The organism is Embleya sp. NPDC005575 (genome assembly GCF_040605455.1).
Lineage (GTDB): Bacteria > Actinomycetota > Actinomycetes > Streptomycetales > Streptomycetaceae > Embleya.
The window spans coordinates 1-23,004 of sequence record NZ_JBEXCV010000141.1; the positions used below are offsets into that span (position 1 = coordinate 1).

The 23,004-nt window shown below is 70.1% G+C and carries 26 protein-coding genes and 1 pseudogene; 15 read left to right on the forward strand and 12 right to left on the reverse strand.

Features of this window, described 5'->3' with window-relative positions:
- Positions 1 to 403 precede the first annotated feature (403 nt).
- From ABZS54_RS33190 to ABZS54_RS33200, 3 genes are all read left to right on the forward strand, one after another.
- Positions 404 to 625, forward strand: a complete 222-nt coding sequence (locus ABZS54_RS33190) for a hypothetical protein (protein ID WP_026218929.1) — start codon at positions 404 to 406, stop codon at positions 623 to 625.
- Positions 626 to 1,239: 614 nt separating this feature from the next.
- The gene (locus ABZS54_RS33195) at positions 1,240 to 2,358 is read left to right on the forward strand and encodes an LLM class flavin-dependent oxidoreductase (protein WP_355544617.1); all 1,119 of its coding nucleotides are present in this window, start codon (positions 1,240 to 1,242) and stop codon (positions 2,356 to 2,358) included.
- A 76-nt stretch (positions 2,359 to 2,434) separates the two neighbouring features.
- A complete protein-coding gene (locus ABZS54_RS33200; protein WP_355544620.1) occupies positions 2,435 to 3,070 on the forward strand; it encodes an FMN reductase in 636 nt (211 codons plus the stop codon).
- 61 nt (positions 3,071 to 3,131) lie between these two features.
- Here ABZS54_RS33200 and ABZS54_RS33205 read toward each other — a convergent pair whose 3' ends face one another.
- The 4 genes from ABZS54_RS33205 to ABZS54_RS33220 all read right to left on the reverse strand — a co-directional run bounded on the left by ABZS54_RS33205 (position 3,132) and on the right by ABZS54_RS33220 (position 6,952).
- Positions 3,132 to 4,097, reverse strand: coding sequence for a phosphotriesterase-related protein (locus ABZS54_RS33205; RefSeq protein ID WP_355544623.1), 966 nt, complete (start codon positions 4,095 to 4,097; stop codon positions 3,132 to 3,134).
- Between the two features lie 76 nt (positions 4,098 to 4,173).
- On the reverse strand, positions 4,174 to 4,977 hold the full coding sequence (locus tag ABZS54_RS33210; RefSeq protein ID WP_355544626.1) for an SDR family oxidoreductase: 804 nt from the start codon (positions 4,975 to 4,977) through the stop codon (positions 4,174 to 4,176).
- Positions 4,974 to 5,729: an SDR family oxidoreductase gene (locus ABZS54_RS33215; protein ID WP_355544629.1), complete on the reverse strand. Its 756-nt coding sequence runs from the start codon at positions 5,727 to 5,729 to the stop codon at positions 4,974 to 4,976. Before ABZS54_RS33215 ends, ABZS54_RS33210 begins: the two co-directional genes overlap by 4 nt.
- The gene (locus ABZS54_RS33220; protein WP_355544632.1) at positions 5,726 to 6,952 is read right to left on the reverse strand and encodes an acyl-CoA dehydrogenase family protein; all 1,227 of its coding nucleotides are present in this window, start codon (positions 6,950 to 6,952) and stop codon (positions 5,726 to 5,728) included. The genes ABZS54_RS33215 and ABZS54_RS33220 overlap by 4 nt, the downstream gene beginning before the upstream one ends.
- A 146-nt stretch (positions 6,953 to 7,098) precedes the next feature.
- Between ABZS54_RS33220 and ABZS54_RS33225 the strand changes: the two genes are divergently transcribed.
- From ABZS54_RS33225 to ABZS54_RS33240, 4 genes are all read left to right on the forward strand, one after another.
- Entirely contained in the window at positions 7,099 to 7,734 is a 636-nt protein-coding gene (locus ABZS54_RS33225) for a TetR/AcrR family transcriptional regulator (protein ID WP_355544635.1), read from the forward strand.
- 58 nt (positions 7,735 to 7,792) lie between these two features.
- On the forward strand, positions 7,793 to 8,440 hold the full coding sequence (locus tag ABZS54_RS33230) for a GNAT family N-acetyltransferase (protein ID WP_355544638.1): 648 nt from the start codon (positions 7,793 to 7,795) through the stop codon (positions 8,438 to 8,440).
- 103 nt (positions 8,441 to 8,543) lie between these two features.
- Positions 8,544 to 8,813 (forward strand): helix-turn-helix domain-containing protein, encoded by a 270-nt coding sequence (locus ABZS54_RS33235; protein WP_355544641.1) that lies wholly within the window; start codon positions 8,544 to 8,546, stop codon positions 8,811 to 8,813.
- Between the two features lie 14 nt (positions 8,814 to 8,827).
- Complete coding sequence (locus ABZS54_RS33240) at positions 8,828 to 9,613, forward strand: hypothetical protein (protein WP_355544644.1); 786 nt, start codon at positions 8,828 to 8,830, stop codon at positions 9,611 to 9,613.
- Between the two features lie 101 nt (positions 9,614 to 9,714).
- On the opposite strand, the gene ABZS54_RS33245 is transcribed toward ABZS54_RS33240, so the two are convergent.
- Both ABZS54_RS33245 and ABZS54_RS33250 read right to left on the reverse strand, forming a co-directional pair.
- On the reverse strand, positions 9,715 to 9,912 hold the full coding sequence (locus ABZS54_RS33245) for a DUF397 domain-containing protein (protein WP_355544647.1): 198 nt from the start codon (positions 9,910 to 9,912) through the stop codon (positions 9,715 to 9,717).
- Positions 9,913 to 9,947: 35 nt separating this feature from the next.
- A pseudogene (locus tag ABZS54_RS33250) lies at positions 9,948 to 10,691 on the reverse strand (helix-turn-helix transcriptional regulator); the annotation flags it as partial.
- A gap of 327 nt (positions 10,692 to 11,018) precedes the next feature.
- On the opposite strand from ABZS54_RS33250, the gene ABZS54_RS33255 reads away from it, so the two are divergent.
- The 5 genes from ABZS54_RS33255 (at position 11,019) to ABZS54_RS33275 (ending at position 13,820) form a co-directional block, all read left to right on the forward strand.
- Positions 11,019 to 11,225: a hypothetical protein gene (locus tag ABZS54_RS33255; protein WP_355544649.1), complete on the forward strand. Its 207-nt coding sequence runs from the start codon at positions 11,019 to 11,021 to the stop codon at positions 11,223 to 11,225.
- On the forward strand, positions 11,222 to 11,677 hold the full coding sequence (locus ABZS54_RS33260) for a hypothetical protein (protein WP_355544652.1): 456 nt from the start codon (positions 11,222 to 11,224) through the stop codon (positions 11,675 to 11,677). The genes ABZS54_RS33255 and ABZS54_RS33260 overlap by 4 nt, the downstream gene beginning before the upstream one ends.
- Complete coding sequence (locus ABZS54_RS33265) at positions 11,674 to 11,868, forward strand: hypothetical protein (RefSeq protein WP_355544655.1); 195 nt, start codon at positions 11,674 to 11,676, stop codon at positions 11,866 to 11,868. Before ABZS54_RS33260 ends, ABZS54_RS33265 begins: the two co-directional genes overlap by 4 nt.
- Positions 11,865 to 12,974 carry a hypothetical protein gene (locus ABZS54_RS33270; RefSeq protein WP_355544658.1) on the forward strand — a complete coding sequence of 370 codons (1,110 nt, stop codon included), beginning with the start codon at positions 11,865 to 11,867 and terminating at the stop codon, positions 12,972 to 12,974. Before ABZS54_RS33265 ends, ABZS54_RS33270 begins: the two co-directional genes overlap by 4 nt.
- A 156-nt stretch (positions 12,975 to 13,130) precedes the next feature.
- Positions 13,131 to 13,820, forward strand: a complete 690-nt coding sequence (locus ABZS54_RS33275; RefSeq protein WP_355544661.1) for a hypothetical protein — start codon at positions 13,131 to 13,133, stop codon at positions 13,818 to 13,820.
- Between the two features lie 29 nt (positions 13,821 to 13,849).
- Here ABZS54_RS33275 and ABZS54_RS33280 read toward each other — a convergent pair whose 3' ends face one another.
- The 6 genes from ABZS54_RS33280 to ABZS54_RS33305 all read right to left on the reverse strand — a co-directional run bounded on the left by ABZS54_RS33280 (position 13,850) and on the right by ABZS54_RS33305 (position 20,377).
- A complete protein-coding gene (locus ABZS54_RS33280) occupies positions 13,850 to 14,926 on the reverse strand; it encodes a hypothetical protein (protein ID WP_355544664.1) in 1,077 nt (358 codons plus the stop codon).
- Positions 14,927 to 15,039: 113 nt separating this feature from the next.
- Entirely contained in the window at positions 15,040 to 16,380 is a 1,341-nt protein-coding gene (locus ABZS54_RS33285; RefSeq protein WP_355544667.1) for a cyclopropane-fatty-acyl-phospholipid synthase family protein, read from the reverse strand.
- Positions 16,381 to 16,531: 151 nt separating this feature from the next.
- A complete protein-coding gene (locus ABZS54_RS33290; RefSeq protein WP_355544670.1) occupies positions 16,532 to 17,338 on the reverse strand; it encodes an amino acid ABC transporter ATP-binding protein in 807 nt (268 codons plus the stop codon).
- A complete protein-coding gene (locus tag ABZS54_RS33295; RefSeq protein ID WP_355544673.1) occupies positions 17,335 to 18,249 on the reverse strand; it encodes an amino acid ABC transporter permease in 915 nt (304 codons plus the stop codon). Before ABZS54_RS33295 ends, ABZS54_RS33290 begins: the two co-directional genes overlap by 4 nt.
- A gap of 109 nt (positions 18,250 to 18,358) precedes the next feature.
- Positions 18,359 to 19,264, reverse strand: coding sequence for an ABC transporter substrate-binding protein (locus ABZS54_RS33300; protein WP_355544676.1), 906 nt, complete (start codon positions 19,262 to 19,264; stop codon positions 18,359 to 18,361).
- Between the two features lie 264 nt (positions 19,265 to 19,528).
- Positions 19,529 to 20,377: a UbiA family prenyltransferase gene (locus ABZS54_RS33305; protein WP_355544679.1), complete on the reverse strand. Its 849-nt coding sequence runs from the start codon at positions 20,375 to 20,377 to the stop codon at positions 19,529 to 19,531.
- 433 nt (positions 20,378 to 20,810) lie between these two features.
- Here ABZS54_RS33305 and ABZS54_RS33310 point away from each other — a divergent pair, with 433 nt between their 5' ends.
- The 3 genes from ABZS54_RS33310 to ABZS54_RS33320 form a co-directional block, all read left to right on the forward strand.
- Positions 20,811 to 21,866: a 3-oxoacyl-[acyl-carrier-protein] synthase III C-terminal domain-containing protein gene (locus ABZS54_RS33310; RefSeq protein WP_355544682.1), complete on the forward strand. Its 1,056-nt coding sequence runs from the start codon at positions 20,811 to 20,813 to the stop codon at positions 21,864 to 21,866.
- A 7-nt stretch (positions 21,867 to 21,873) separates the two neighbouring features.
- Positions 21,874 to 22,392 carry an isoprenylcysteine carboxylmethyltransferase family protein gene (locus ABZS54_RS33315; RefSeq protein ID WP_355544685.1) on the forward strand — a complete coding sequence of 173 codons (519 nt, stop codon included), beginning with the start codon at positions 21,874 to 21,876 and terminating at the stop codon, positions 22,390 to 22,392.
- Positions 22,389 to 23,004: FAD-dependent monooxygenase (locus ABZS54_RS33320; protein WP_355544688.1), on the forward strand; the 616-nt coding region annotated here is incomplete at its 3' end. The genes ABZS54_RS33315 and ABZS54_RS33320, both read left to right, overlap by 4 nt.

The following is a 23,004-nucleotide window of genomic DNA, read 5'->3' on the forward strand; positions in this document are numbered from 1 at the left end:
CGCCCCGGCGCGGGGGTGCGGCACGCCGGCGACGCGACAGCGCGGCCGTACCGGGTGCGGTATCCCGAGGTGCCCGCAACGCCGGGTCACGACACGATCGCGATCCCCGCAGCGCCGCGCGATGCGGTGCGGTGCTTCGAGCAGGCGTCGGCGATGCATTCGGATGTCGCCCGATCGGCCCAATCGGGTTTACCGGGGCGTTGTTCGCATAGGGTGCGCCGCCAGGGCGTGGCCGGATCCCGCGTGACCTGCGGCAGAGTTGGGGGCGGGGCATTTCGGCCGGGTTCGACGGGCGCATACGGGATTCGAACCGCCATATCGTGGGGACACTTTCCGGTTACGGCTTCGCCTATACCGCCCCCGAACGCCCCGCGCGTCACCCGACAGGCGCATACTGGTGGGGATGACGACGTCAGCCGTGACCCGGCGCATTCTGCCCACCAGTCCCTTCAATGTCCCGGTCGCTCCCATCATCGAGGATTTCGAACTCGGTGCACGAGTGACGCACGATCAGTACGGACTCGGTCGGATCGTCGGTGTCGAAGAGGACATCGCGGTCACTGTCGATTTCGGGTCGCGTCAGGAGCGGATCTGCCGTCCCTACGCGAAGCTGAGCAACCTCTGAACATCCCGACTCCACGCGGTCGGCATATGGGAGGCGCCCCCGGGTAACCGGGTCGGCGCCTCCTTTCGTTGCGCGGCACCGTCCCGGGCGCCGGCCATCGCTCGCCCGGTCCGGTCCATTTCCGGCCATGCGCCCTTGCCCGGCGCGGCCGGCCGGCTACGAATCCTGTGCGAATAACGGCCGGGTTGTGTGGGGCGGTGCGCGCCGCGCTCGGGTGGTCTGTGTGCTTTCGGGGTCTGTCGCGTGTTCGCTTCGCACTCCGGCACGGGCCGGTTGCTCCGCGCCGGAGTGCCTGTGCGCTACGGGCGCGCCTTTGCCCATGCCGGGGTGTCGGCGTGCGGGTCGGAAGCGTGTGTGTGCCGATCCGGCCGGTGCGGGTTTCCGGGGTGCCCCCGCGCGGGGTGTGGGCCGATTCGGTGGGTGCGGCCGCGTAGCGGAGGGGCATCCCGTCGCGGAGCGCACGGTCGGGGCGTGCAACCGGCCGCCCCCGTCCCGGGTTGTTCGCGCAGCGCGGCGACCTGCCGGCCAGGTGCGCGCTCCATTCGGGAATAGCCCGCCCTGGATCTCGCTTGCATCGGGTGATTGAGTGTTCAACTACTGAGAGAGTGGTCATCGTGCAGTTCGGGATCTTCACCGTCGGAGACGTCACCGTCGACCCCACCACCGGTCGGGAGCCCACCGAGCACGAGCGGATCAAGGCGATGGTGGCGATCGCGCTCAAGGCCGAGGAGGTCGGTCTGGACGTGTTCGCGACCGGGGAGCACCACAACCCGCCGTTCGTGCCCTCGTCGCCGACCACGCTGCTCGGCTACGTGGCCGCGCAGACCAAGCGGATCATCCTCTCCACGTCCACCACGCTGATCACCACCAACGACCCGGTGAAGATCGCCGAGGACTACGCGATGCTCCAGCACCTGGCCGACGGCCGGGTGGACCTGATGATGGGCCGGGGCAACACCGGACCGGTCTATCCGTGGTTCGGCCAGGACATCCGCCAGGGCATACCGCTGGCGATCGAGAACTACGCGCTGCTGCACGAGCTGTGGCGCAACGACGTGGTCGACTGGGAGGGCCGGTTCCGGACCCCGCTCCAGGGCTTCACCTCGACTCCGCGACCGCTGGACGGCGTTCCGCCGTTCGTGTGGCACGGCTCGATCCGCAGCCCCGAGATCGCCGAACAGGCCGCCTACTACGGCGACGGATTCTTCGCCAACAACATCTTCTGGCCCCGGGACCACTTCGTCCGGCTGATCAACCTCTACCGCGACCGCTTCGAGCACTACGGCCACGGAACACGCGAGCAGGCCATCGTCGGGGTCGGCGGTCAGGTGTTCATGCGCAGGAACTCGCAGGACGCGGTGCGCGAGTTCCGTCCCTACTTCGACAACGCGCCGGTGTACGGCCACGGCCCGTCGCTGGAGGAGTTCACCGACCAGACGCCGCTGACCGTGGGCAGCCCGCAGGAGGTCATCGACAAGACGCTGACCTTCCGCGACTCGTTCGGCGACTACCAGCGCCAGCTGTTCCTGATGGACCACGCGGGACTCCCGCTGAAGACCGTGCTGGAGCAGCTCGACCTGCTCGGCGAGGAGGTACTCCCGGTGCTGCGCAAGGAGTTCGCGGCCCGACGCGGAGCCGACGTGCCCGCGGGCCCGACTCACGCGGCGCTGGTGGCCCGGCGGGACGAGGCCGCGGTGGAGGCCGCTGCGAACGAGAGTACGCCGGCCCTCTGACGGTCGTACACACCGCCGGACACGGCACCGCACACAGCACCAAACCCACCAAAGAGAGAAAGGAAGGAGGGTCACCATGGCGCAACCGGTCAAGCTCGCGGTCGTCTCGGCCGGACTGGGCAAACCCTCGTCCACCCGCATGCTCGGCGACCGACTTGCCGAGGCCACCAGGCGGCAGCTGGTCGATCGGGGCGTCGAGGTCGACGTGCACACGGTCGAACTGCGTGACGTCGCGGTGGACATCGCACACAACCTGGTCACCGGCTTCCCACCGCCGGGCCTGCGCGCCGCGATCGAGACGGTCACCCGTGCGGACGCCCTGATCGCGGTCACGCCGATCTTCACCGCGTCCTACAGCGGGCTGTTCAAATCCTTCTTCGACGTGTTGGACAACACCGCGCTGACCGGGAAACCGGTACTGATCGCGGCGACCGGCGGCACCGCGCGCCACTCGCTGGCCCTGGAGCACGCACTGCGCCCGCTGTTCGCCTACCTGCGGGCGACGGTCACCCCGACCTCGGTGTACGCGGCGACCGAAGACTGGGGCGCGTCGGCGGGTGCCGGCGACGACTTGGCCGCGCGGATCGCCCGCGCCGGCGGCGAACTCGCCGACCTCGCGGCGGGACTGCCGCGGGCCGCATCCGGTCCCACCGCGGAATTCGAGGAAGTGGTCCCGTTCGCCGCGCAGTTGGCCGCGCTGCGCCGCGGATGAGCACCGCCGCCCGGGCGCCGAAAGTGCACTTCGGCGCCCGGGCCCACGTTCGGCGCCCGGGTCAGGCCCGTTCGAACCACCGGCGCGGGTTGTCCACCAGCATCGTGGTCAGATCCGTGTCGGACACGCCCTGCGCCCGCAGCGCCGGAAGCACGTCGTTCAGCACGTGCCGGTAGTGCCAGTCGGGCAGCAGCGGCATCAACTCCGGGTCGATCCAATCGATATGGCACGCGGCGTCCTGGGACAGCACCAGGCTCGACGCATATCCCCGGCGGCACATCTCGACCACGATCGCGACGCGATCGGCAAACGACAACGTGGTGTCGAGGCCGAACCGGTCCATGCCCAACAGGTGGCCTGCGTCCGCGAGTTCGGTCAGGTGATCGGCATCGTCGGTGTCCCCGCTGTGTGCGAGTTGCACGCGTGCGGCGGGCACGCCCTCCTCGGTCAGCACCCGGCGTACGTGCGATCCGGTCCTGGTGCGCGGGTGGGTGTGCACCATGATCGGCACGCCCGTCTCCAGGTGCGCCCGGGCCACCGCGCGCAACACCCGCTCGACGCCGCCGGTCAGGCCCGGTTCGTCGATGGCGCATTTGAGCAGCGCGGCCTTGACCCCGGTGCCCTGAATGCCCTCGCGGATGTCCCGGACGAACAGGTCGACCATCGGATCCGGCAGACCCGGAAGCGCCCCCGGGCCCCGATGGCGGAAGAACGCCGGGACGTCGACGTAGGTGTAGATTCCGGTCGCGACCACGATGTTGAGGCCCGGAACCTGTTCGGCGATCCGCCGCACGCGCGGCACGTTCCGGCCGATTCCGTCCACCGTGGGGTCCACGATCGTGGTCACACCTGCCGCGCGCAGCGCTCGCAACCGCTCGACCGCGTCCGCGACCCGGGCCTCCTCGTCCCAGTCCGGGGACCAGTTGGCCTGGCTGTCCGGGGTCAGCACGAAGATGTGTTCGTGCATCAGGGTCGTGCCGAGCGCGGCGGTGGGCACCGGCCCGAGCACCGTCTCGATCTCGTTCACCGGCACCTGCGGCTCCTTCGGCTGCGTCACGCCGACCCGAGCCGGCGGCACGGCGCCACCGCCTCGGACCAAAAGCTCAGCTTTCCTGTGCTCGACTCTCCTTCGCAAATTCCAGACGTGCCTGGAGTTTGCGCATTCCGGCCAGCCAACGGTCGGGATCGGCGGCCCGCCCCGCGTACATCCGGGCCACCTCGGGGTGTGGCAGAACCAGGAACGGGGCGTTGTTCGCGATCGCCTCGGCGACCACCTCGGCGACCTCCGCCGGGTCGACCGCGCCGTCGTTCAGGAGCAGCGCCGCGGCCTCGCCGGTCGCGCCGAGCAGCGCGGTACGCACGCCCAGCGGGCAGATGGCCTGCACGGTGATGCCCTTGGCGCCGTAGGTGATCGCCATCCACTCGGCGAACGCGTACGCCGCGTGTTTGGTGACCGAGTACGCCGCCGCGTCCAACATGGTGAGCAGGCCGGCGGCGGAGACCGTGGTGACCAGGTGGCCGCGGCCCCGGGCCAGCCAGGCCGGGGTGAGCAACCGGGCGGCGCGTACGTGTGCCATCACGTTGACGTCCCACGAGCGGTCCCACGACTGCTCCGAGGCGTCCAGGCCGATGCCCTCGCCGATGCCGGCGTTGGCGCAGTAGATGTCGATCTCCCCGCCGAGCGCCTTGCGGGCACCGGTGATCAGCGCCGCGACGCCCTCCTCGCCGGCCGCGTCGCCCGGCAGCGCGATGCCGTCGATGTCGGCGGCGACCGCACGGCAAGCATCCGCGTCCAGGTCGTTGACCACCACACGCGCCCCGTCGGCGGCGAAACGCCGGGCCAGTGCCGCGCCGATCCCGGCGCCGGAGCCGGTGATCACCACATTGGCGCCGGCGAGCGCGGTCATCCGACACCGCCGGACAGGCTCACGCCGCCGTCGACCAGCAGCGTCTGACCGGTGATCCAACTCGCCTGCTCGGACAGCAGGAACGCCACCGCGCCGGCCACGTCCTCCGGCACACCCAGCCGGGCCATCGGATAGGCCGCCGCGACCTCTTCCTCGCGGCCCTCGTACAGCGCGGTCGCGAAGACCGTCTTGACCACGGCCGGCGCCACCGCGTTCACCCGTACCCGCGGCCCGAGTTCGCTCGCGAGCTGGGCGGTCAGGTGGGTCAGCGCGGCCTTGCTGACGCCGTAGAAGCCGATCCCCCGGGCGGGCCGCGCACCGGCGAGCGAGGACACGTTGACGATCGCGCCGCCGTGCTCGCCCAACCACGCCTTGTGTACGCGCTGGGTCCAGGCGAGCGCGGCGAGCAGGTTGACCTCCAGGATCTTGCGCCCGGCGTCGAGGTCGAGTTCCACCAGCGGGCCGTATACCGGGTTGATGCCGGCGTTGTTGACCAGCATGTCGATCCGGCCGAACGCCTCCAGGGTCGCGGTCACCGCGGCGTCCTGGTGGACCGGGTCGTGCGCCTTGCCGGCGACGCCGATCGCGTGTCCGGGGCCGCCGAGCGACTCGACCACCTCGGCCAGCGTGTCCGCGCCGCGCGCGGTCACGCAGACCCGGTCGCCGCGCGCGACCAGGGCCTGGGCGATGCCCAGGCCGATGCCTCGGCTCGCGCCGGTGACGATGGCTACGGGACGGGACGAGTCGCTCACTGGGCGGCTGCCTCTCGGTAGGACTTGAGCTCGCGGTGGGCGAGCGAACGACGGTGTACCTCGTCCGGCCCGTCGGCCAGGCGCAGCGTGCGCGCGTGCGTCCACAGCGACGCGAGCACGAAGTCCTGGGACAGGCCGCCCGCGCCGTGCGCCTGGATGGCCTTGTCCAGGATCCACTCGACGGTGAGCGGCGTGGCGATCTTGATCGATTGGATCTCGCGGTGCGCGCCGCGGTTGCCGACGGTGTCCATCAGCCACGCGGTCTTTAGTACGAGCAGGCGCAACTGTTCGATGCGCACCCGGGATTCGGCGATCCACTCCTGGATCACGCCCTGATCGGCGAGCGGCCCGCCGAACGCCTCGCGGGCGACCACCCGGCGGCACATCAGCTCCAGGCCGCGCTCGGCCATCCCGATCAGCCGCATGCAGTGGTGGATCCGGCCGGGGCCGAGTCGGGCCTGCGCGATGGCGAAGCCGTCGCCGGCGTTGCCGACCAGGTTCGTGGCGGGCACCCGTACGTTGTCGAAAACCACCTCGGCGTGACCGCCGTGCGGCCCGTCGGTGTAGCCGAAGACGTGCATCCCGCGGCGGATGTGCACGCCCGGGGTGTCGCGCGGCACCAGGATCATGCTCTGCCGGCGGTGGCGCGGCGCGTCCGGGTCGGTCTTGCCCATCACGACCAGGATCTCGCAGGTGGGCGCCATCGCGCCGGAGGACCACCACTTGCGGCCGTCGATCACGTACTCGTCGCCGTCGCGCACGATGCGCGTGGTGATATTGGTGGCGTCGGAGGAGGCGACGTCCGGTTCGGTCATGCAGAACGCCGAGCGGATGCTGCCCTCCAGCAGCGGCTTCAGCCACCGCTCCTGCTGCTCGGGCGTGCCGAAGTCGTGCAACAACTCCATGTTGCCGGTGTCGGGCGCGGCACAGTTGAGCGCCTCCGGGCCCAGGTGCGGACTGCGCCCGGCGATCTCGGCCAGCGGCGCGTACCGGAGGTTGGTCAGACCCGCGCCCTCGGCGCCCGGCAGGAACAGGTTCCACAGGCCGCGCTTGCGGGCCTCGACCTTGAGCTCCTCGATCACCGGCGGCCGGCCCCACGGGTCGGCGCCCGGCTCGGCCACCTGCTCGGTGAACACGGCTTCGGCGGGGTACACGTGCTCGGTCATGAACGCGAGCAGTCGCTCCCGCAGTTCCTCGGTCCGTGCGTCGTAGCTGAAGTCCACCGGCGCCTTCCTCTCCCTGGTCGCGGACGGCGCGGACGTTTCGTGGCCGTAGGGTGCGCGAAACGTGCCGTGCGCAAAATACGGTACCGACCGGTCGGTATCTTGGCTAGGGTAGCGTCGAACGCTCCCTCGAAAGGTTGGACATCATGGCGGCTAGAGGTCGCGGAAACGCGGCACCGGTTCTGTCCGAGGCCGACGAGACACCCCTGCCACAGCGGCTGCTGCGGATCGCCTCGCGGATGTTCGCCGAGCGCGGCTTCGAGAGCACCTCGGTGCAGGAGATCGTGGCCGCAGCCGGGGTCACCAAGGGTGCGATGTACCACTACTACGCGTCCAAGGACGACCTCCTGGTGGAGATCTACCACCGGATGCTCGCGATGCAGACCGAGCGGCTGAACACCATCGCGGACGGTCCCGAGCCGGTCGTGGACCGACTGCGCGAGGCGGCGGCGGACGTCGTGGTCACCACGCTGGGCAACATCGACGACGCGGTCGTCTACTTCCGCTCGATGCACCTGCTCGCCCCGGACAAGCGCAACGAGATCCGGGCCGAGCGGCGCCGCTACCACGAGCGCTTTCGCTCACTGATCGAACAGGGCCAGCGCGAGGGCCTGTTGCGCGCGGAGGTGTCGGCCGACATCGCCACGCACAACTTTTTCGGCGGCGTGCACCACCTGAACAGCTGGTACCAACTCGACGGGCCGATGTCGCCGCGCGAGGTGGGCGACGCGTTCGCGGACCTGCTGCTGCATGGGCTGGCGCCGACGACGGGGGAGCGGTAGCGGGCGCGGCGGCGGTATTTCGCTCGCGCGGGGCAGTGCGTCCCGTCGAGAATCGACCATGCTCACTGACCATTGGCCGGTGTTCGGCCTACGGATGACCACGCCTCGACTGGAGCTGCGACCGGCGAGTCAGGACGACCTCGTGGCACTGGTCGAGCTTGCCGAACTCGGGGTACACGCGCCCGACTACATGCCGTTCAGCACGCCGTGGACGCGCGCGCCGCATCCGGCCCGGGCCCGCAACGCGCTCAAGTTCTACTGGGGGACGTGGGCGAACTGGCAACCGGAGCACTGGCAACTGCTCCTTGCCGTCGTGCACGAGGGCCGGGTGATCGGCCTCCAGGACTGCGGCGCCGAGGACTTCGCCCGCCGACGCGAGATCGGCTCGGGCTCCTGGCTGGGCCTGGCCCACCAGGGTCACGGCTTCGGTACGGAGATGCGCGCCGCGATGCTGGAGCTGGCCTTCACCGGCCTCGACGCCCAATGGGCGATCTCCTCCGCCCTCCCGGACAACGCCCCGTCCCTCGCGGTCTCCCGCCGCCTCGGCTACGCCGACGACGGCACCGACATCCTCCCGGCCGACGAAACCGGCCCGCCACGCCCGGTCCGCCGCTTTCGCCTGACCCGAGAGGCATGGCGGGAACACCGCACGATCCCGACCGAGATCGAGGGCTTGGACGCGTGCAGGGAGATGTTCGGGGCGTGAGTCGAGCGGGTCGCGGGTGAGTCGGTGGTCGGTTCCCGCGATTCATGCCCGATGCACAGGCGGACCGTGGGAGTAGCGCCTACCTTGCGGGGGAGTCCGGACCATGCACGACAGCATCGGGGATCGCATCGCGCGGTTGCGCCCGCAGAGGAACCACACTCAAGAGTCGCTCGCCGCCGTTGCGGGGGTCTCGGTCGATGGCGTTCGCAAGCTGGAACAGAACCAACGGCTCACGGCCCGGCTCTCCACGCTCAACGCACCGGCGAGCGCGCTCGATGTGGAAACGTCGATCCTGATCGGGCAGCCGACCACGTTCGAGGGGCGGCGCACCGGGATCCCCTACCGAGCCTGTTGGCGCTCCGGCGGGCCGTGACTCCGGTCTCCGAGTTGATCGAAGACGAGATGGAGGTCGCCGACGGGGAATCGCCGTCCGTCCTCGATCTCCGGGCGTCGTTGAGGTCGACGGAGGTGATCCGGCGCGAAGGGAAGTTGTCGGAGATCGCCGCCGTATTGCCGCGCCTCATCTCGGATGCTCGCTCCGCGACGCGCGAACACTCCGGCGCCGACCGCGCCGCCTCGTTCGCCATCCTGGCGGAGGCGTATCAGGTCGCGTCAACGACTGTGGCCGCGTTCGGCAAGGAGGACGCGGCGTACACGGCGATGGAGCGGGCCAGGATCGCCGCCGGGCACTCCGACGACCCCCGACTCGAAGTCATGGGCATGTCGACGCTTTCGTGGATCTTCAGCAAGCAGGGGCGGATAGACGACGCGCAGCGAGTGGCCCAGGCAACCGCGGAGAAGATCGAGCCGTCGTGGACGAAGACACCGCCGATCGACGTGGCCCTGTGGGGCATCCTGCTGCTACACGCCGCCTCGGCCGCCGTACGAGCGGAGTGTAAGGACACCGCCGCCGAACTCCTGTGTCTCGCGAACGCCGCCGCCAGGATCGGCACCGACCGCATCGACTACGCCACCCCGTTCGGCCCCACCAACGCGGGGGTCGCCACGGTCAATGCATATGTCGAAATGCACCGGCCTGAGCAGGCGTTGGCCGAATCCCGGCGCATCACTGCCCTGGGCAGCCTTCCACCCACATGGCAGGCGCGCTACTACGTCGACCGTGCACTCGCCCACATCGACCGATGCGCTACCACGCCACATCCCGCCGAGTAGTCGCAGACCTTGCTTCCCGCGAGCGCCACGGGTCGAGGCCGCTCCTCACTCTCGCCGACCGCCTGCGCATCGCGTAGAAGGCGGGCGCGACCCGGGGCGAGTCAGTTCCGGAGGGCGTTGGTCAGTGCTGTCCAGGATGCCGCGCCGATCGTCAGGTACCCGATGCTCGGTTCCTTCGAGTCGCGTATCGGGACGAGGCCCGGGAGATCATCGTGGACCTCAAGGCAGTTACCTTGATCTCCGTTGCTGTACGTGCTCTTGCGCCACGTTGTGATGCTTGCGTCTCGGGTTCCTTGCATGCTTCCAACTCCTTGATGACTGCCCGGATCATCGCTCCCGATTCCTTCGGGGAAAGGGCGTAGGCGCGTAGGCGATCGTACGCCGCCTGAAGCCCTGCGACAGTAGCGGGATCCTCGCGCAACTGCCCTGTGTGGCTGCCTTCGAGGTATGCGACGGGCTCACTGTCCGGCGGAGTCAGGAGCGTCAGCGATCCGCCCAACAGGGTGTGCGCTCCGGAGCCGAACGGTAGGACTTGGATCGTGCCGAACGGCGTGTCCATCCGGGGCAACAGCACTTCGAGCTGTGCTCGCATGACGGCTGGACCACCGATCGGCCGGCTGATGGCCGCCTGGTCAAGGATCGCCCCGTACTGCGGTGGATGTTCCCGAGTAAAGATGCGTTGCCGATTCATCCGCGCGATAACGCGTCGTTCGATCTCGGCAGCCGACGCATCGGGTTCAAAGCCGATGAACTGTGCGCGAGCATAGGCAGGGATCTGCAACAACCCAGGCACGGGGAACGCCGAGTACTCCAGGATCGCCTTCGCCTTCGCAGCCAGCGCCATGAACCCGCGATAACGGTCCGGGAATTGGTCGTGCTCCACCATCTGGTAGAGCCGTACGAACAACCCGTCCGTCTCGAACGCGATATCCAATTTTGCCGGCATGTCCGGTGGGATGGTGCTCTCACCGGTCTCGTATCGAGACATCGCGGCCTTGCTGTAGCCCAGGATCGACGCGCACGCCGTCAGTGACATGCCCACGCCGTTGCGTTTGACCCGAATCTCACGCCCGAACATCTGCCGTGGCGAGCCTTGGGGTTCGAGGTTTTTCGCTTGGTATCGCACGGGCGTTCCCCCATTCCGTTCCACCGCAAATCGGTAACGGTGCCGAGATGCACAGGCTAGCTCTCCCGCCTCATGATGGGGACGTAGAGCGACAGACTGTGTACGGAAGAGAGAGGCAACTCCTCTTGCTCAAAACGTCGCAGGCCGAAGGACGGGGCTGCGACGGGCGTAGGGAGTGGGGCTCAACTTTGGCGAGTCGCCCCACTCCCCGCGTGCCCCTCACAGAAAGGACACGTACCCACGATGACATATCAATTCGGCTGGACTCAACATGGTTCGGTGACGGTTCCGGTGATGGATCGCGACTGGCAGGACGAGCGGTTGAGCGTGCTGATTCGGGAGTGGGTCGGCGGGGCGGAGGCCGATACTCCTGCGGTCACCCCGCCCCCGAGGCCGCGACTTCGGTCGCGCCTGCGTTTGTTGTGGACCTGGCGGTTGTCGGTGCGGTTCCGTGGGCTGCGCTCGGGTGGGCGGAACGCCCGATGACCACTCGACAGCGGGCATCTGGGAGTACGCAGGAGGATCTCGACCTGGGCCACGCGTTCTTCGAGCGCTATCGGCACGCGTGGTGTCGCGACGCCTATTCGGGCCGCGAGGGTGTGCTTATGGACGTGCGGGGGCGGCAGGTTCACCTACGGCTGCGCAGCGGAATCGAGTTCGCCTGCTGGGTGCGGGACTTGGTCATTCTTCGGCCGCCTCCGCCGATTCTGTACCGGAGCGTGGGATACGTCGGTGGGGAAGACACGACCCTCCGGCCGGACGGCACGCTCACGGAGTTGTGCGCAGTGGACAAAGGCATGTTGGCGACCGTGCAACCGGCGGTCGGTCCCGCTTGGTTCGCATTGTTGGCCGATCTCGAACGAGTCGGCTGCCCCTTGGGGGCGGTGGCCGATTGGTCGGAACCTCCGTTTCTGCTCGATGAAGAGGAGGGGCGATGACGGCGATACCGATGCCACCACCCACCTACACCGGCTCGACACCCGCCAATTCGGGAGGCACGACGATGGCGAACCACGCCAAGGACGACAAGGACGGCGACGCCAAGACCCCCCAACGGCAGCAGGATGGCCAGTGGGACAGGCCCCTGCCGCCGAAGGACAAGGACCGCGACAAGGAGAAGGACAAGTGAGCACCTTGGTCGACTGGGACGGCGTGTTCGCGGACACGCCCCGGAGCTCGTATGTCCCGGCGGTGGTGTGGGGGAGTGACGACACCCGGATCGACCGCGACACCGACCCCGAGGCGTGGGCGGAGGCCGTGGCGGCCGACCTCCCGCTTGTCACCCAGATGGATGATGGCATGCCGGACGGGAACCTGATCCCGACATCGTCGTCGTCGCAACCCTCGCTCGTGCGGCACATGCTCGAACAACTCGACGTCGACCCGGATCACGACATCCTCGAAATCGGGACCGGCACCGGGTGGTCCACCGCGTTGTTGTCCGCCGCGCTCACCGGTGGCCGGGTGACCTCGGTCGAGGTGGATCCCGTCGTGGCGATCCAGGCGCAGGAGTCCTTGCGGGCTGCCGACCCGATGCCGACCCTGATCGTCGGCGACGGGTTGCACGGGTACAAGGAGGGCGCCCCCTACGATCGCCTCATCGCCACCATGGCGGTACGGAACGTGCCCTACACGTGGGTGGAGCAGGTCCGGCCCAAGGGGGTGATCCTGACGCCCTGGGGCACGGCGTACCACAACTCCGGGCTCCTGCGCCTGGTGGTCGCGGGCGACGGCACGGCGTCGGGCCGGTTCGTGGGGAACGTCAACTTCATGTGGGCCCGGTCGCAGCGCCCGAGGTTCGAGGCGCGGCGGTTCGTGGGTGACGTGATCGCGGACCCGAGCGCGGGCAGGGTCCGCCACACGACGACGGATCCGCGACCCCTTCAGGAGGAGCACGCGGATTTCGCGATCGGGCTTCGGCTGCCCGATGTCGAGCAACGCACTTTCTTCGGATCGGGCGCGCATGCCGGGGAGTTCACCACGTGGTATGTCGACGGGGAGTCCTGGGCGTCCGTCGACTACGTACCGGACGCCCGCGCGTTCGAGGTGAACGAGGGTGGGCCGCGCGATCTGTGGCGGGAGATCGAGGCCGCCTACGAAGCGTGGCGGGCGCGGGGTGAACCCCCGCGCGAAGAACACGGCGTCACGGTGACGGGCGATGGCCAATGGACGTGGCACGAGGGGCCGCGTGGTCGAGTGGACTGCGGGCCGTCGATCCTGCGCACGGCTCCATAGAGGATCGCAAGGATCAGCCCCGACTCTCGAAGTCACCCGGCGTCGGGGCTGTTTCGACCTCGGCGTCGGCCACGGTGCGTCGGTGGGACGGCCGGGGGGAGATCGGCGGTGGGAGCCGTGTCCCGGTGGCTGCCGCCGGGTGCGTAGAGTCGCCCCGTGGCCACGCAAATCCCCTCCCCCGAGGACCCCTTGCCGCCGGTGTCGATCTTCGGTGTGCGCGCGACCGAGGAGGTGTATGTGTACCTGTCCCGGATCGCCGAGGCGATGACTCGGGAGTTCGGGGTACCCGCGAGCGAGGCCCATCTTCGGGTCGACCGGCATTTCCGGCCGTACGACCGCGAGTTCGTCGAGGAGGACGACCTGGACGCCCTGTTCCGGTACGACGCCGAGTACTGGGCGGGCACGATCTACTTCCGCCCCGACTCGTGGCGACAGGATCATGCGGCCGACTGGAGCCGACTGCGGCCGCGCACGCTGCCGGAGCCCGGCGATCCGGCGTTCGGCGGCCTGGCCCTGGGCGACCACCCGCCGCAGATCGTGTACTACGTGCCGTGGGACGGCGAGCTCGACGTGCTCGCCTCGGCCGTGGCCGGCAGCCGACAGTGCACGAGCGGCCGGAGTGCTCGCCTGGAGAACGACCGCATGGCCATCTCGTTCGGACCGGGGCTGACGGAGCGCGACGAGGCCCATGTGTGGGAGGTCGAGTGCGAGCCCGAGCCGGACGCCTCCTGGCAGGACGTGTCCGCGGACCTGCGGGCGATCACATTCCGGCTGCGCGCGGCGGGTCTGGTGTGCAAGCGCGTGGCGTTGCGCGGTCGCGGGGGACCGGTCGAGATCCTCGACTGACAGGCCCTGGGCGGATCGACCCGGCTGGGTCAGCGGGCGGAGTCGGCCATGTCGACGCTCATCCGGATCGCGCCGGCCTGCTCGACCCGCCATGCGATGGTCCGCAGCGCCACTGTCACATCCTGCCAGGTCGCCTCGGCCCGAGGCGTGCACGTCAACAGCCGGCCACCGGCCTCGGCGGAGCGCAACGTCACCCGCACGAGGGGCAGTTCGAGCACACCGTGTGGGCCGTCCGGCAGCGCCGCGCCAGCCGCGATCGTCGCCGCGAGTTCGTCGGCGGTCGGCTCGGCGCCCGAGGGCCATTCCAGTCGGCAGGACAACGCGGTCCCCCACTCGCCGATCGCCTCCGCGACCTGCCCGGGGTCGACCGGCACCGGATCGGGTGCGGGCGCGAACGCGGCCCGCTCGATCAGCTCGGTGAAGCCCGGTTCGTCATGCGCGGATTCGAGCAGATCGGCCCATTCGAGGGCACTGCCCCGGTCGAGAAAGCGCATGCCCTCCGCGCAGGTCGAGCCGGCCACGAACGGAAGTATCGCCCCCTCCACCAAGCGGAACGCGTCGCCGGGCCACCATTCGTGGCCGTTGACCAACCCGCAGACGATCGCCGTCAGGGCTCGGCACACCGGATCGCCGGCCGGCACCGTCGCCCCGCCCGTGGCCCGCCCCGGCCCGACCCCGCCCGCCTCGACCCTGGACCGCGCGATGCGCAAAGCGAAGGCGTCCTCCCCGATTGAGCAGTGCGTGGTCATCGACGCGAACCCGGTGGGCACCTCCTGCGGGTGGGGCGATACCTGGACCCGGACGTCGTCGCCGTCCGGGGCGAAACCGATCTCGGTGAACCAGCGTTGAACGTCCATGGAGCCCGGCCCGGCCCACCTCGGTTCCAAGTGGGAGATGTCCACGCCGAAGACCGGATCACCGGGCCGCACGCACACCAGCACGATTCGGTAGGGCGTGGCGTCCTCGACCGCCGTGGCCACCTCCTCCACCGACATCTCGACCATCCTCGCCACCGCCCGTATCCCGTCGGGGCCACCGCCGCACTGGTCCACGAAGGCGGAGAGCAGGACGATGCGATTTGCGGTCCACCAACTGCTGGATCCCACCGACGACACCGCGCGAAAACGGCCCGGGTCATCCGTCCCCACCCGTTCCGCCCCGCCGTCGCCCGCCCCGACCTCGTTTGTCACCACGCGACCCTACCGCCCGCCCCAACCGCTCACGTCGTCCGCGTCGGCGGCATCCCCGAGCGGCCCGAGGCCGGCGTCTTGATGGCCAGGATCTGGTTGACGCCGATGCGGTTTTGTTCGAAGGCCAGGGCCGAGGCGGCCATGTACAGGCGCCAGACGCGGACCCGGCCGAGGGAGGCCAGACGGGTGGCACGCTCCTGGTCGGCCTCCAGGTTGGCCACCCACGCGCGCAGCGTGGTCGCGTAGTGTTCGCGCAGCGCGTGCACGTCGCGGACCTCGAAGCCGGCCTCCTCCAGGACCGACACCGTGCGGCCGACCGGCGCCAGCTCACCGTCGGGGAAGACGTAGCGGTCGATGAACTCGTCGACGCGGTAGGCCGCTTCGTTCGGCGCGGGGCGTCGGGCGATCTGGTGGTTGAGCAACCGTCCGCCGGGACGCAGGAGTTCGCACAGGGCGTCGGCGTACTCGCGGAAGCGGGTCCGGCCCACGTGTTCGGCCATGCCGATCGAGGAGATCGCGTCGTAGGGGCCGTCGGCATGTTCGCGGTAGTCCTGGACCCTGATCTCGACCCGGCCGGTCAGACCCGCCTCGGAGACCCGTTTGCGGGCCAGCTCGGCCTGCTCGCGCGAGATGGTGATGCCGACCACCTGGACGCCGTAGTGCTCGGCGGCGTGCAGCGCCATCGAGCCCCACCCGCAGCCCACGTCCAGCAGCCGCATGCCCGGGCCCAGGGCCAGCTTGCGGCAGATCAGGTCGAGCTTGGCCCGCTGGGCGTCCTCCAGCGTCGCGTCGGGGCGGTCCCAGTAGGCACACGAGTAGACCATCGAGGGGCCCAGGATCAGCGCGTAGAAGTCGTTGCCGACGTCGTAGTGGTGCCGGATCGCCTCCTGGTCGCGGCGGAGGCTGTGCAGTATGCCCCGGCGGCGGCGGACCTCCTCGGCGGGCGCCGACGGCGGCAACGGCAGCCCGGTCAGGGTGAGCGCCTCGCCCACCGGGCGCAGCACTCCCAGCGCGGCGCGCGCGAACGGGCGCGGGCGTTCGGGGCGGGGGGCGCGGCCGGCGAGGGCCTTGGCCGCCGGTGCGCTGCCGGGCAGCGGTGCCTCGCGGTGCAGGGCGATGCCGTCCAACCGGTCCAGCGCGTCGTAGAGGTCGCCGTCCACGTCGAGGTCGCCGGAGACCCAACCGCGCGCGAAGCCCAGCTCGCCCGGTTTCCACATCAGCCGGCGCAGCGCCCGTCGATTGCGGACGACCAGTGTCGGACCGTCCGGCGGCCCGGCCTCGCTGCCGTCCCAGGCCCGGATCCGGATCGGCGTCGGGCGGCCGAGTACCTGCTGGGTCAGTGCGGCCATGCGGTCGGCGGTGTGCGGCATGACGGATTCCTCTGCGGTGTGGATCCCCGGGCTCCCGAGCCGGGTGACACCCTTGCCCCTACCCCACCGGGCCCGGACCGCGAACGGAATTGCTCCGTCCGGGGCGGATCACCACCCCGGACGGAGCACGGCGCGAGGAATCGCGCCGCCGTTACAACACCTTGGACAGGAACGCCTTCGTGCGCTCGTGTTGCGGGTTGGTCAGCACCTCGCGCGGCAGGCCGGCTTCGACGACGAGTCCGTCGTCCATGAACACCAGCGAGTCGCCGACCTCGCGGGCGAAGCCCATCTCGTGGGTGACCACGATCATCGTCATGCCGTCCTCGGCGAGGCCGCGCATCACGTCCAGGACCTCGCCGACCAGTTCGGGGTCCAACGCGGAGGTCGGCTCGTCGAACAGCATCAGCTTGGGGTCCATGGCCAGCGCCCGGGCGATGGCCACCCGCTGCTGCTGGCCGCCGGAGAGCTGGGCGGGGTAGGCGTTCGCCTTGTCGGCCAGGCCGACCCGGGCCAGGAGCTGGTGGGCGCGCTCCCGGGCGTCGGGCTTGCTTATGCCCTTGACCTGGGTGGGTGCCTCCATGATGTTGCCCGCGGCGGTCATGTGCGGGAAGAGGTTGAAGCGTTGGAACACCATGCCGATGTCGCGCCGCTTGAGCGCCACCTCGCTGTCCCGGAGCTCGTAGAGCTTGCCGTCCTTCTCCCGGTAACCGACGAGTTCGCCGTCCACCCACAGCCGCCCGGCGTTGACCTTCTCCAGGTGGTTGATGCAGCGCAGGAACGTGGACTTGCCGGAGCCGGAGGGGCCGACGATGCACATGACCTCGCCGGATCCGACCTCGAGGTCGATGCCCTTGAGCACCTCCAGCAAGCCGAACGACTTGCAGACGTCCTCGGCCTTGACCATGGGTCGCCCGGGGTCGGCCGCCGTGGGCGCGGGCTTGTCGAAGTTGGTCGTCATCGAGTCTCGACCCCCTGGCGCCGGACGGAGAACAGGTAGGCCTTGATCCGCTGGAGCGGGGTGGGTGGCAGCGCTCGGCTGGCCCCACGCGAGAAATACCGTTCCAGGTAGTACTGGCCGATGCTGAAGACCGTGGTGAGCAGCAGGTACCAGAAGCAGGCCGCGAAGAGCAGTTCCATCACCGCGAGGTTGTTGGTGTATACGTCCTTCGCCTTTTGCAGCACCTCGGGGTACACCACCACGCTGGCCAGCGAGGACGTCTTGAGCATGTTGATGAACTCGTTGCCGGTGGGCGGCACGATCACCCGCATCGCCTGCGGCAGCACGATGCGCCGCAAGGTGCGGCCCTTGGACATGCCGAGCGCGTGCGCGGCCTCGGTCTGGCCCTCGTCGACGGACTGGATGCCCGATCGCACGATCTCGGCCATGTACGCGCCCTCGTTGATGCCGAGGCCGAGCAGCGCCGCGATGGTCGGGGTGATCACGTTGTTGGTGTTGTGGCCGAGCATGGTCGGGAAGATCAGCGCGAGGTTGCCCCAGATGAGCAACTGCACCAGGACCGGCGTGCCGCGGAAGAACCAGATGTAGACCGACGAGACGGTCGAGGTGACCGGGTTGCCGGACAGCCGCCCGATCGCGGCGAGCACACCGAGCACGAGCCCGAGCGCCATCGAGTAGAGGCTGATCTTGAGCGTGTTGACGGCGCCCTTGATGATCTGTGCGTCGAACAGGTAATCGCCGGTCACATTCCAGTGGATCTTCGCGTTCGCGAACGCGTTGATCAGGAGACCGACCAGGGCCAGGACGACGACGGCGGCGACCCAACGGCCGTAGTGCGGCACGGGGATCGCTTTGATGTGTTCCCGCTTGGCCGGCTGTTTGTCGGCGGCGGGGGTTGGGGGTGTGGTCACGGGAAGGTGACCTCCTCTTGGAGCACGAGTGCGGGCGCGGGCACGGGCGGACCGGTGGGACGGTCCGCCGGGTCCGGCCCCCGCCGGGCGGGCGGGGCCGGACCTCGGATCAGGAAGTGCCGCCGTTGATGGTGACCTCGGAAACGGCGCCGGCCTCGACCTTCCAGTTGGCCAGGATCTTGGCGTACTCGCCGTTCTTGATCAGGGCCTCCAGGGCCGACTTCACCGCCTGCTGGAGCTGCTGGTTGTCCTTGCCGACGCCGATGCCGTAGAGGCCGGCATCGATCTGTTCGCCCGTGACCTCGAAGTCCTTGCCGTCGCCGGAGGTCTGCGCGTTGTACGCGGCCACGGGGAAGTCGTTGAGGTCGGCGACGGCGGCACCGCTCTTGAGCTTGAGCAGGGCCTCGCCGTCGTGCTCGTACTTCTGGATCGTGATCGCGCCCTTGCCCGACTCCTCGCACTTCTTGGACTGGGCGGCCGCGACGTCCTCGTTGGTCGTCGCCTGCTGGAGCGCGACGATCTTCCCGCACAGGTCGTCGAGGGTCTTGATGTTCTGCGGGTTGCCCTTCTGCACCAGGATCGAGGTACCGGCGCGGAAGTAGTCCACGAACGCCAGGCCCTGGCCCTGCCGCTCCTTCTTGTCGGTCATCGCCGACATGACCATGTCGAAGCGCTTGGAGGTGATCCCGGTGATCAGCGAGTCGAACGGGGAGTTCTTGTACTCGTACTTGACGCCGAGTTGCTTGCTGAGCGCGGCGGCCAGCTCGGGGTCGACGCCGACGGCCTTGCCGTCCTTCATGAACTCGATCGGCGCGTACGCGATCTCCGAGCCGATCGTGAGCTTGCCGGACTTCTGGACGTCCGGCGGGAGCATCTTGAAGAACGGCGCGTTCTCGTCCTTCTTGCCGAGCGCGCTGTCGCCGCCGTCGTCCCCACAGCCGGTCAGGAGCATGGAGCCCGCGACCAAGGTAGCGGCGCAGGCGATCAGGCGGCGGTGGGTAAGGCGTCCGCTCATGTGCGGGTTCCTCCAGGTATGAGGGGACAACAGGGGGTTCGGCAGGGCACGAGCTGGCTCGCGGTGCCCGATCTGCGGGCGGTTTGTGCGAATCCGGGATCGAGCTATGGGCATGAATGATTTCCTGGTGCTCTGAACTGGACAATGGGACAGATTGTTAAATACGAAGATCCAATTTGACAGTATGTCAAGCAGCGATGGGGACATTTCATCCGATCAGCCGCTTTTCCAGGGCATACCGAAACGGCTCTGGCCGGCCCAGGTCTACGCGCATTGGCGTGATGATCGTCGGACCCGACGTGATCCGGGTCGCGCGATGCCGGTACCTCGGCGCAGCAGCAGGGCCACATCGATCGCGGCGACGGCGATCGCGGCGGCGAACGGGGTCCGGGGTCGCCGGCCGCCGAGCAGCGCACCCGCGCCGGCCAGGGCGGCGGCGCCGACCAGGGCGAGCCGACCGGCCCGGTCCGGCCGGCCGTACGCGAGCAGCGCGGTGGCGCCAAGCAGCGGCAGTGGGGTGAGCGCGCGGATGCGGGCCGGGCCGAGCCTGTGCGGCAGCCCGCGGACGCCGCTCACGCAGTCGGCGTCCAGGTCCGGCAGGGCGTCGGCCAAGTGCGCGCCGCAGCCGAGCAGCGCGGCGGCGGCGACGATCCACCACGTGGGCGCCGGCCGCCCGGGCAGCCCGAACGCGACGAAGGCGGGCAGGCTGCCGAAGCCGACCGCGTAGGGCACCCAGGACCAGGCGGTGCCCTTGGCCCCGAGGTCGTAGGCCCACGCGGCGCCCACCCCGACCAGATGCGCGGTGCCCGCCGCCGGTCCCGACGCATAGGACAGCGGTACGCACGCCACGAGTGCGACTCGGGCGGCGAGCGCGACCCGTTCGGCCCCGACCCGGCCGGCGACCACCGGCTTGCCGGTCCGCGCGGCGGCCCGATCCCGGGCGGCGTCCACCGCGTCGTTGCACCACCCGACCGACAACTGCCCACTGAGCACCGCCGCGCCGACCAGCGCGCAGCCCTCGGCGTCCCGGCCGGCCGCGGCGGCCAGCGCGGTCACCAGGGCGGTGACGGCGACAGTCGGGACGGGGTGACACGCGAGCAGGAGACCGACCATCGAGGCACGTTCGCGGGGGCGCGCGGGGGCGGTCACGGTCGGGGGGCTCGACGCTGCGGCTTCGCTCACGTGGGTGACCTTTCCGGGAGATCGGTGCGGGACCGGCGCATGCGGGCCGCGAGCGCGGGCAAACGACGTGGGTTCGCTGTTTCGCCGGGCACTGTGCCGGCGTTCCCGATCGCCGGCGGTTGCGATCGCCGCCGATTCGTCTCCCGCCGTCTTCTCGCCGTCGCCGTCCGCCCCCGCCTTGCGTCTCGCCCTCCACCTCGCTTTCGCCTTCTCCCGCTCTTGTATCGCCCCTGTCGTCGCCCCGGCACGCGTTTCGGCCGCCCGGTGCGAACCCGCACCCGTTCGGCGCAACCGCCACCGCAGCCCCACCCGTTCGCCGTTCGGCATTTCCGCTCCTTCTCCCTCATCCAGTCGGGGGTACGCCGTGACCCGCATCGCCGCCGTCCGTGGTGCCCTGCCACCGCACCGATACCCGCAAGCCGAGATCACCGAGGCGTTCGCGGCGCTGTGCCTGCCGGTGGGCGCCGATCGCCGCGTCCTGGACCGACTGCACGCGAGCGCCCGGGTGGACACCCGCCATCTGGCCCTGCCGCTGGACCACTACGCCAAGCTGGACGACTTCCGCGCGGCCAACGACGTCTACCTCGACGTCGCGGTAGAACTCGCGGCCGAGGCGACCGAGTCCGCGCTCGGCGCCGCCGGGTTGAGCGCGCGTGACGTGGACCTGATCGTGTTCACCACGGTGACCGGGCTCGCGGTGCCCTCGATCGACGCTCGCTTGGTCGGGCGGCTCGGCCTGCGCCCCGATGTCAAGCGACTGCCGGTGTTCGGCCTGGGCTGCGTCGCGGGCGCCGCCGGAATCGCCCGGGTACACGACTACCTGCGCGGGTGGCCCGAGCACGTCGCGCTGCTGGTCTCGGTCGAGTTGTGCTCGCTCACCCTCCAGCGCGCCGACGCCTCGATGGCCAACCTGGTCGCGGGCGCGCTGTTCGGCGACGGCGCGGCGGCGGTGGTCGCCTGCGGGGACGCGCGCACCGGGCCCGGGCGCGGACCGCGCGTGGTGTCCAGTCGCAGTCGGATGTATCCGGACTCGGCCCGGGTGATGGGCTGGGACGTGGGCGGCTCCGGCTTTCGGATCGTGCTCGGCGCGAACGTCCCCGACGTGGTCCGCGAGTATCTGGGCGGCGACGTGCGTGCATTCCTCGCCGAACACGAGCTGACCGCGGCCGACATCACCGCGTGGGTGTGCCACCCGGGTGGCCCCAAGGTGCTCGAAGCGGTCGCCGAGACGCTCGAACTTCCGACCGGCGCGCTGGATCTGACGTGGCGTTCGCTGGCCGCGACGGGAAACCTGTCGTCCACCTCGGTGCTGCACGTGCTGCGCGAGACGATGGCCGCCCGACCCGAGCCCGGTACGCCGGGTCTGATGATCGCGATGGGCCCGGGGTTTTGCTCCGAACTCGTCCTCCTGGAGTGGTAGGTCGGGGATGTACTGGTATTTCGCACTGGTGGGCCTGGTCGCCCTCGAACGCGGCGCCGAGTTGGTGGTGGCCCGACGCAACTTCGCCTGGAGCCTGGCCCGGGGCGGCGTGGTCAGCGGACGGCGACACTATCCGCCGATGGTCGTACTGCACGTCGGTTTGTTGGCCGCGTGCGTGCTGGAAGTGTGGCTGGGCGATCGGCCGTTCGTGCCCTGGCTCGGCGGGCCCATGGTCGCCCTCGTGCTCGCCGCCCAGGTGCTGCGCTGGTGGTGCATCACCGCGCTCGGACCGCACTGGAACACGCAGGTGGTGGTCGTGCCGGGGCTGTCGCCGGTACGCAGCGGGCCGTACCGGTGGAGCCGGCTGCGGCACCCGAACTACGTCGCGGTCGCGGTCGAGGGCCTGGCGTTGCCCCTCGCGCACGGCGCGTGGGTCACCGCGCTCGTGTTCACCGGGCTCAATGCCGCGCTGATGGTGGTCCGGATCCGCTGCGAGTCGGCCGCGCTGTCGGCGGCGACCGCGTGATCGACCTGCTCGTCGCGGGCGGCGGGCCGGCCGGCCTGGCGACCGCGATCCACGGTGCGCTCGCGGGGCTGCGCGTGGTCGTGGTGGAGCCGCGGCCGGCGCCGGTGGACAAGGCGTGCGGCGAGGGGCTGATGCCCACGGGCGTGACCGCGCTCGCCCGGTTGGGCATCGCGCCCGCCGGACGGCCGTTGGCCGGGATCCGGTATCTGGACGCCCGGCACGCGGTCGAGGCCCGGTTCCGGGCGGGACCGGGGCTGGGCGTACGACGCACCACGCTGCACGCCGCACTCTACGAACGGGCGTCGGCGCTCGGGGTCGAGCACCGGGTCGGCCGGGTCGGCGACGTGCGGCAGGACGCACACGGGGTGGCCGCCGCCGGCCTGACCGCGCACTGGCTGGTCGCGGCGGACGGCCTGCACTCGCCGATCCGGGCCGCCCTCGGGCCTGCCCGGCCGGACCGCCGCGCTCGGCGGTACGGACTGCGCCGGCACTTCGCGGTCGCCCCGTGGACCGACTTCGTCGAGGTGCACTGGTCGCCGCGCGGCGAGGCGTACGTGACGCCGGTCGGGCCGGACCTGGTCGGCGTCGCGGTGCTGGGTCCGCGCGGGCGGC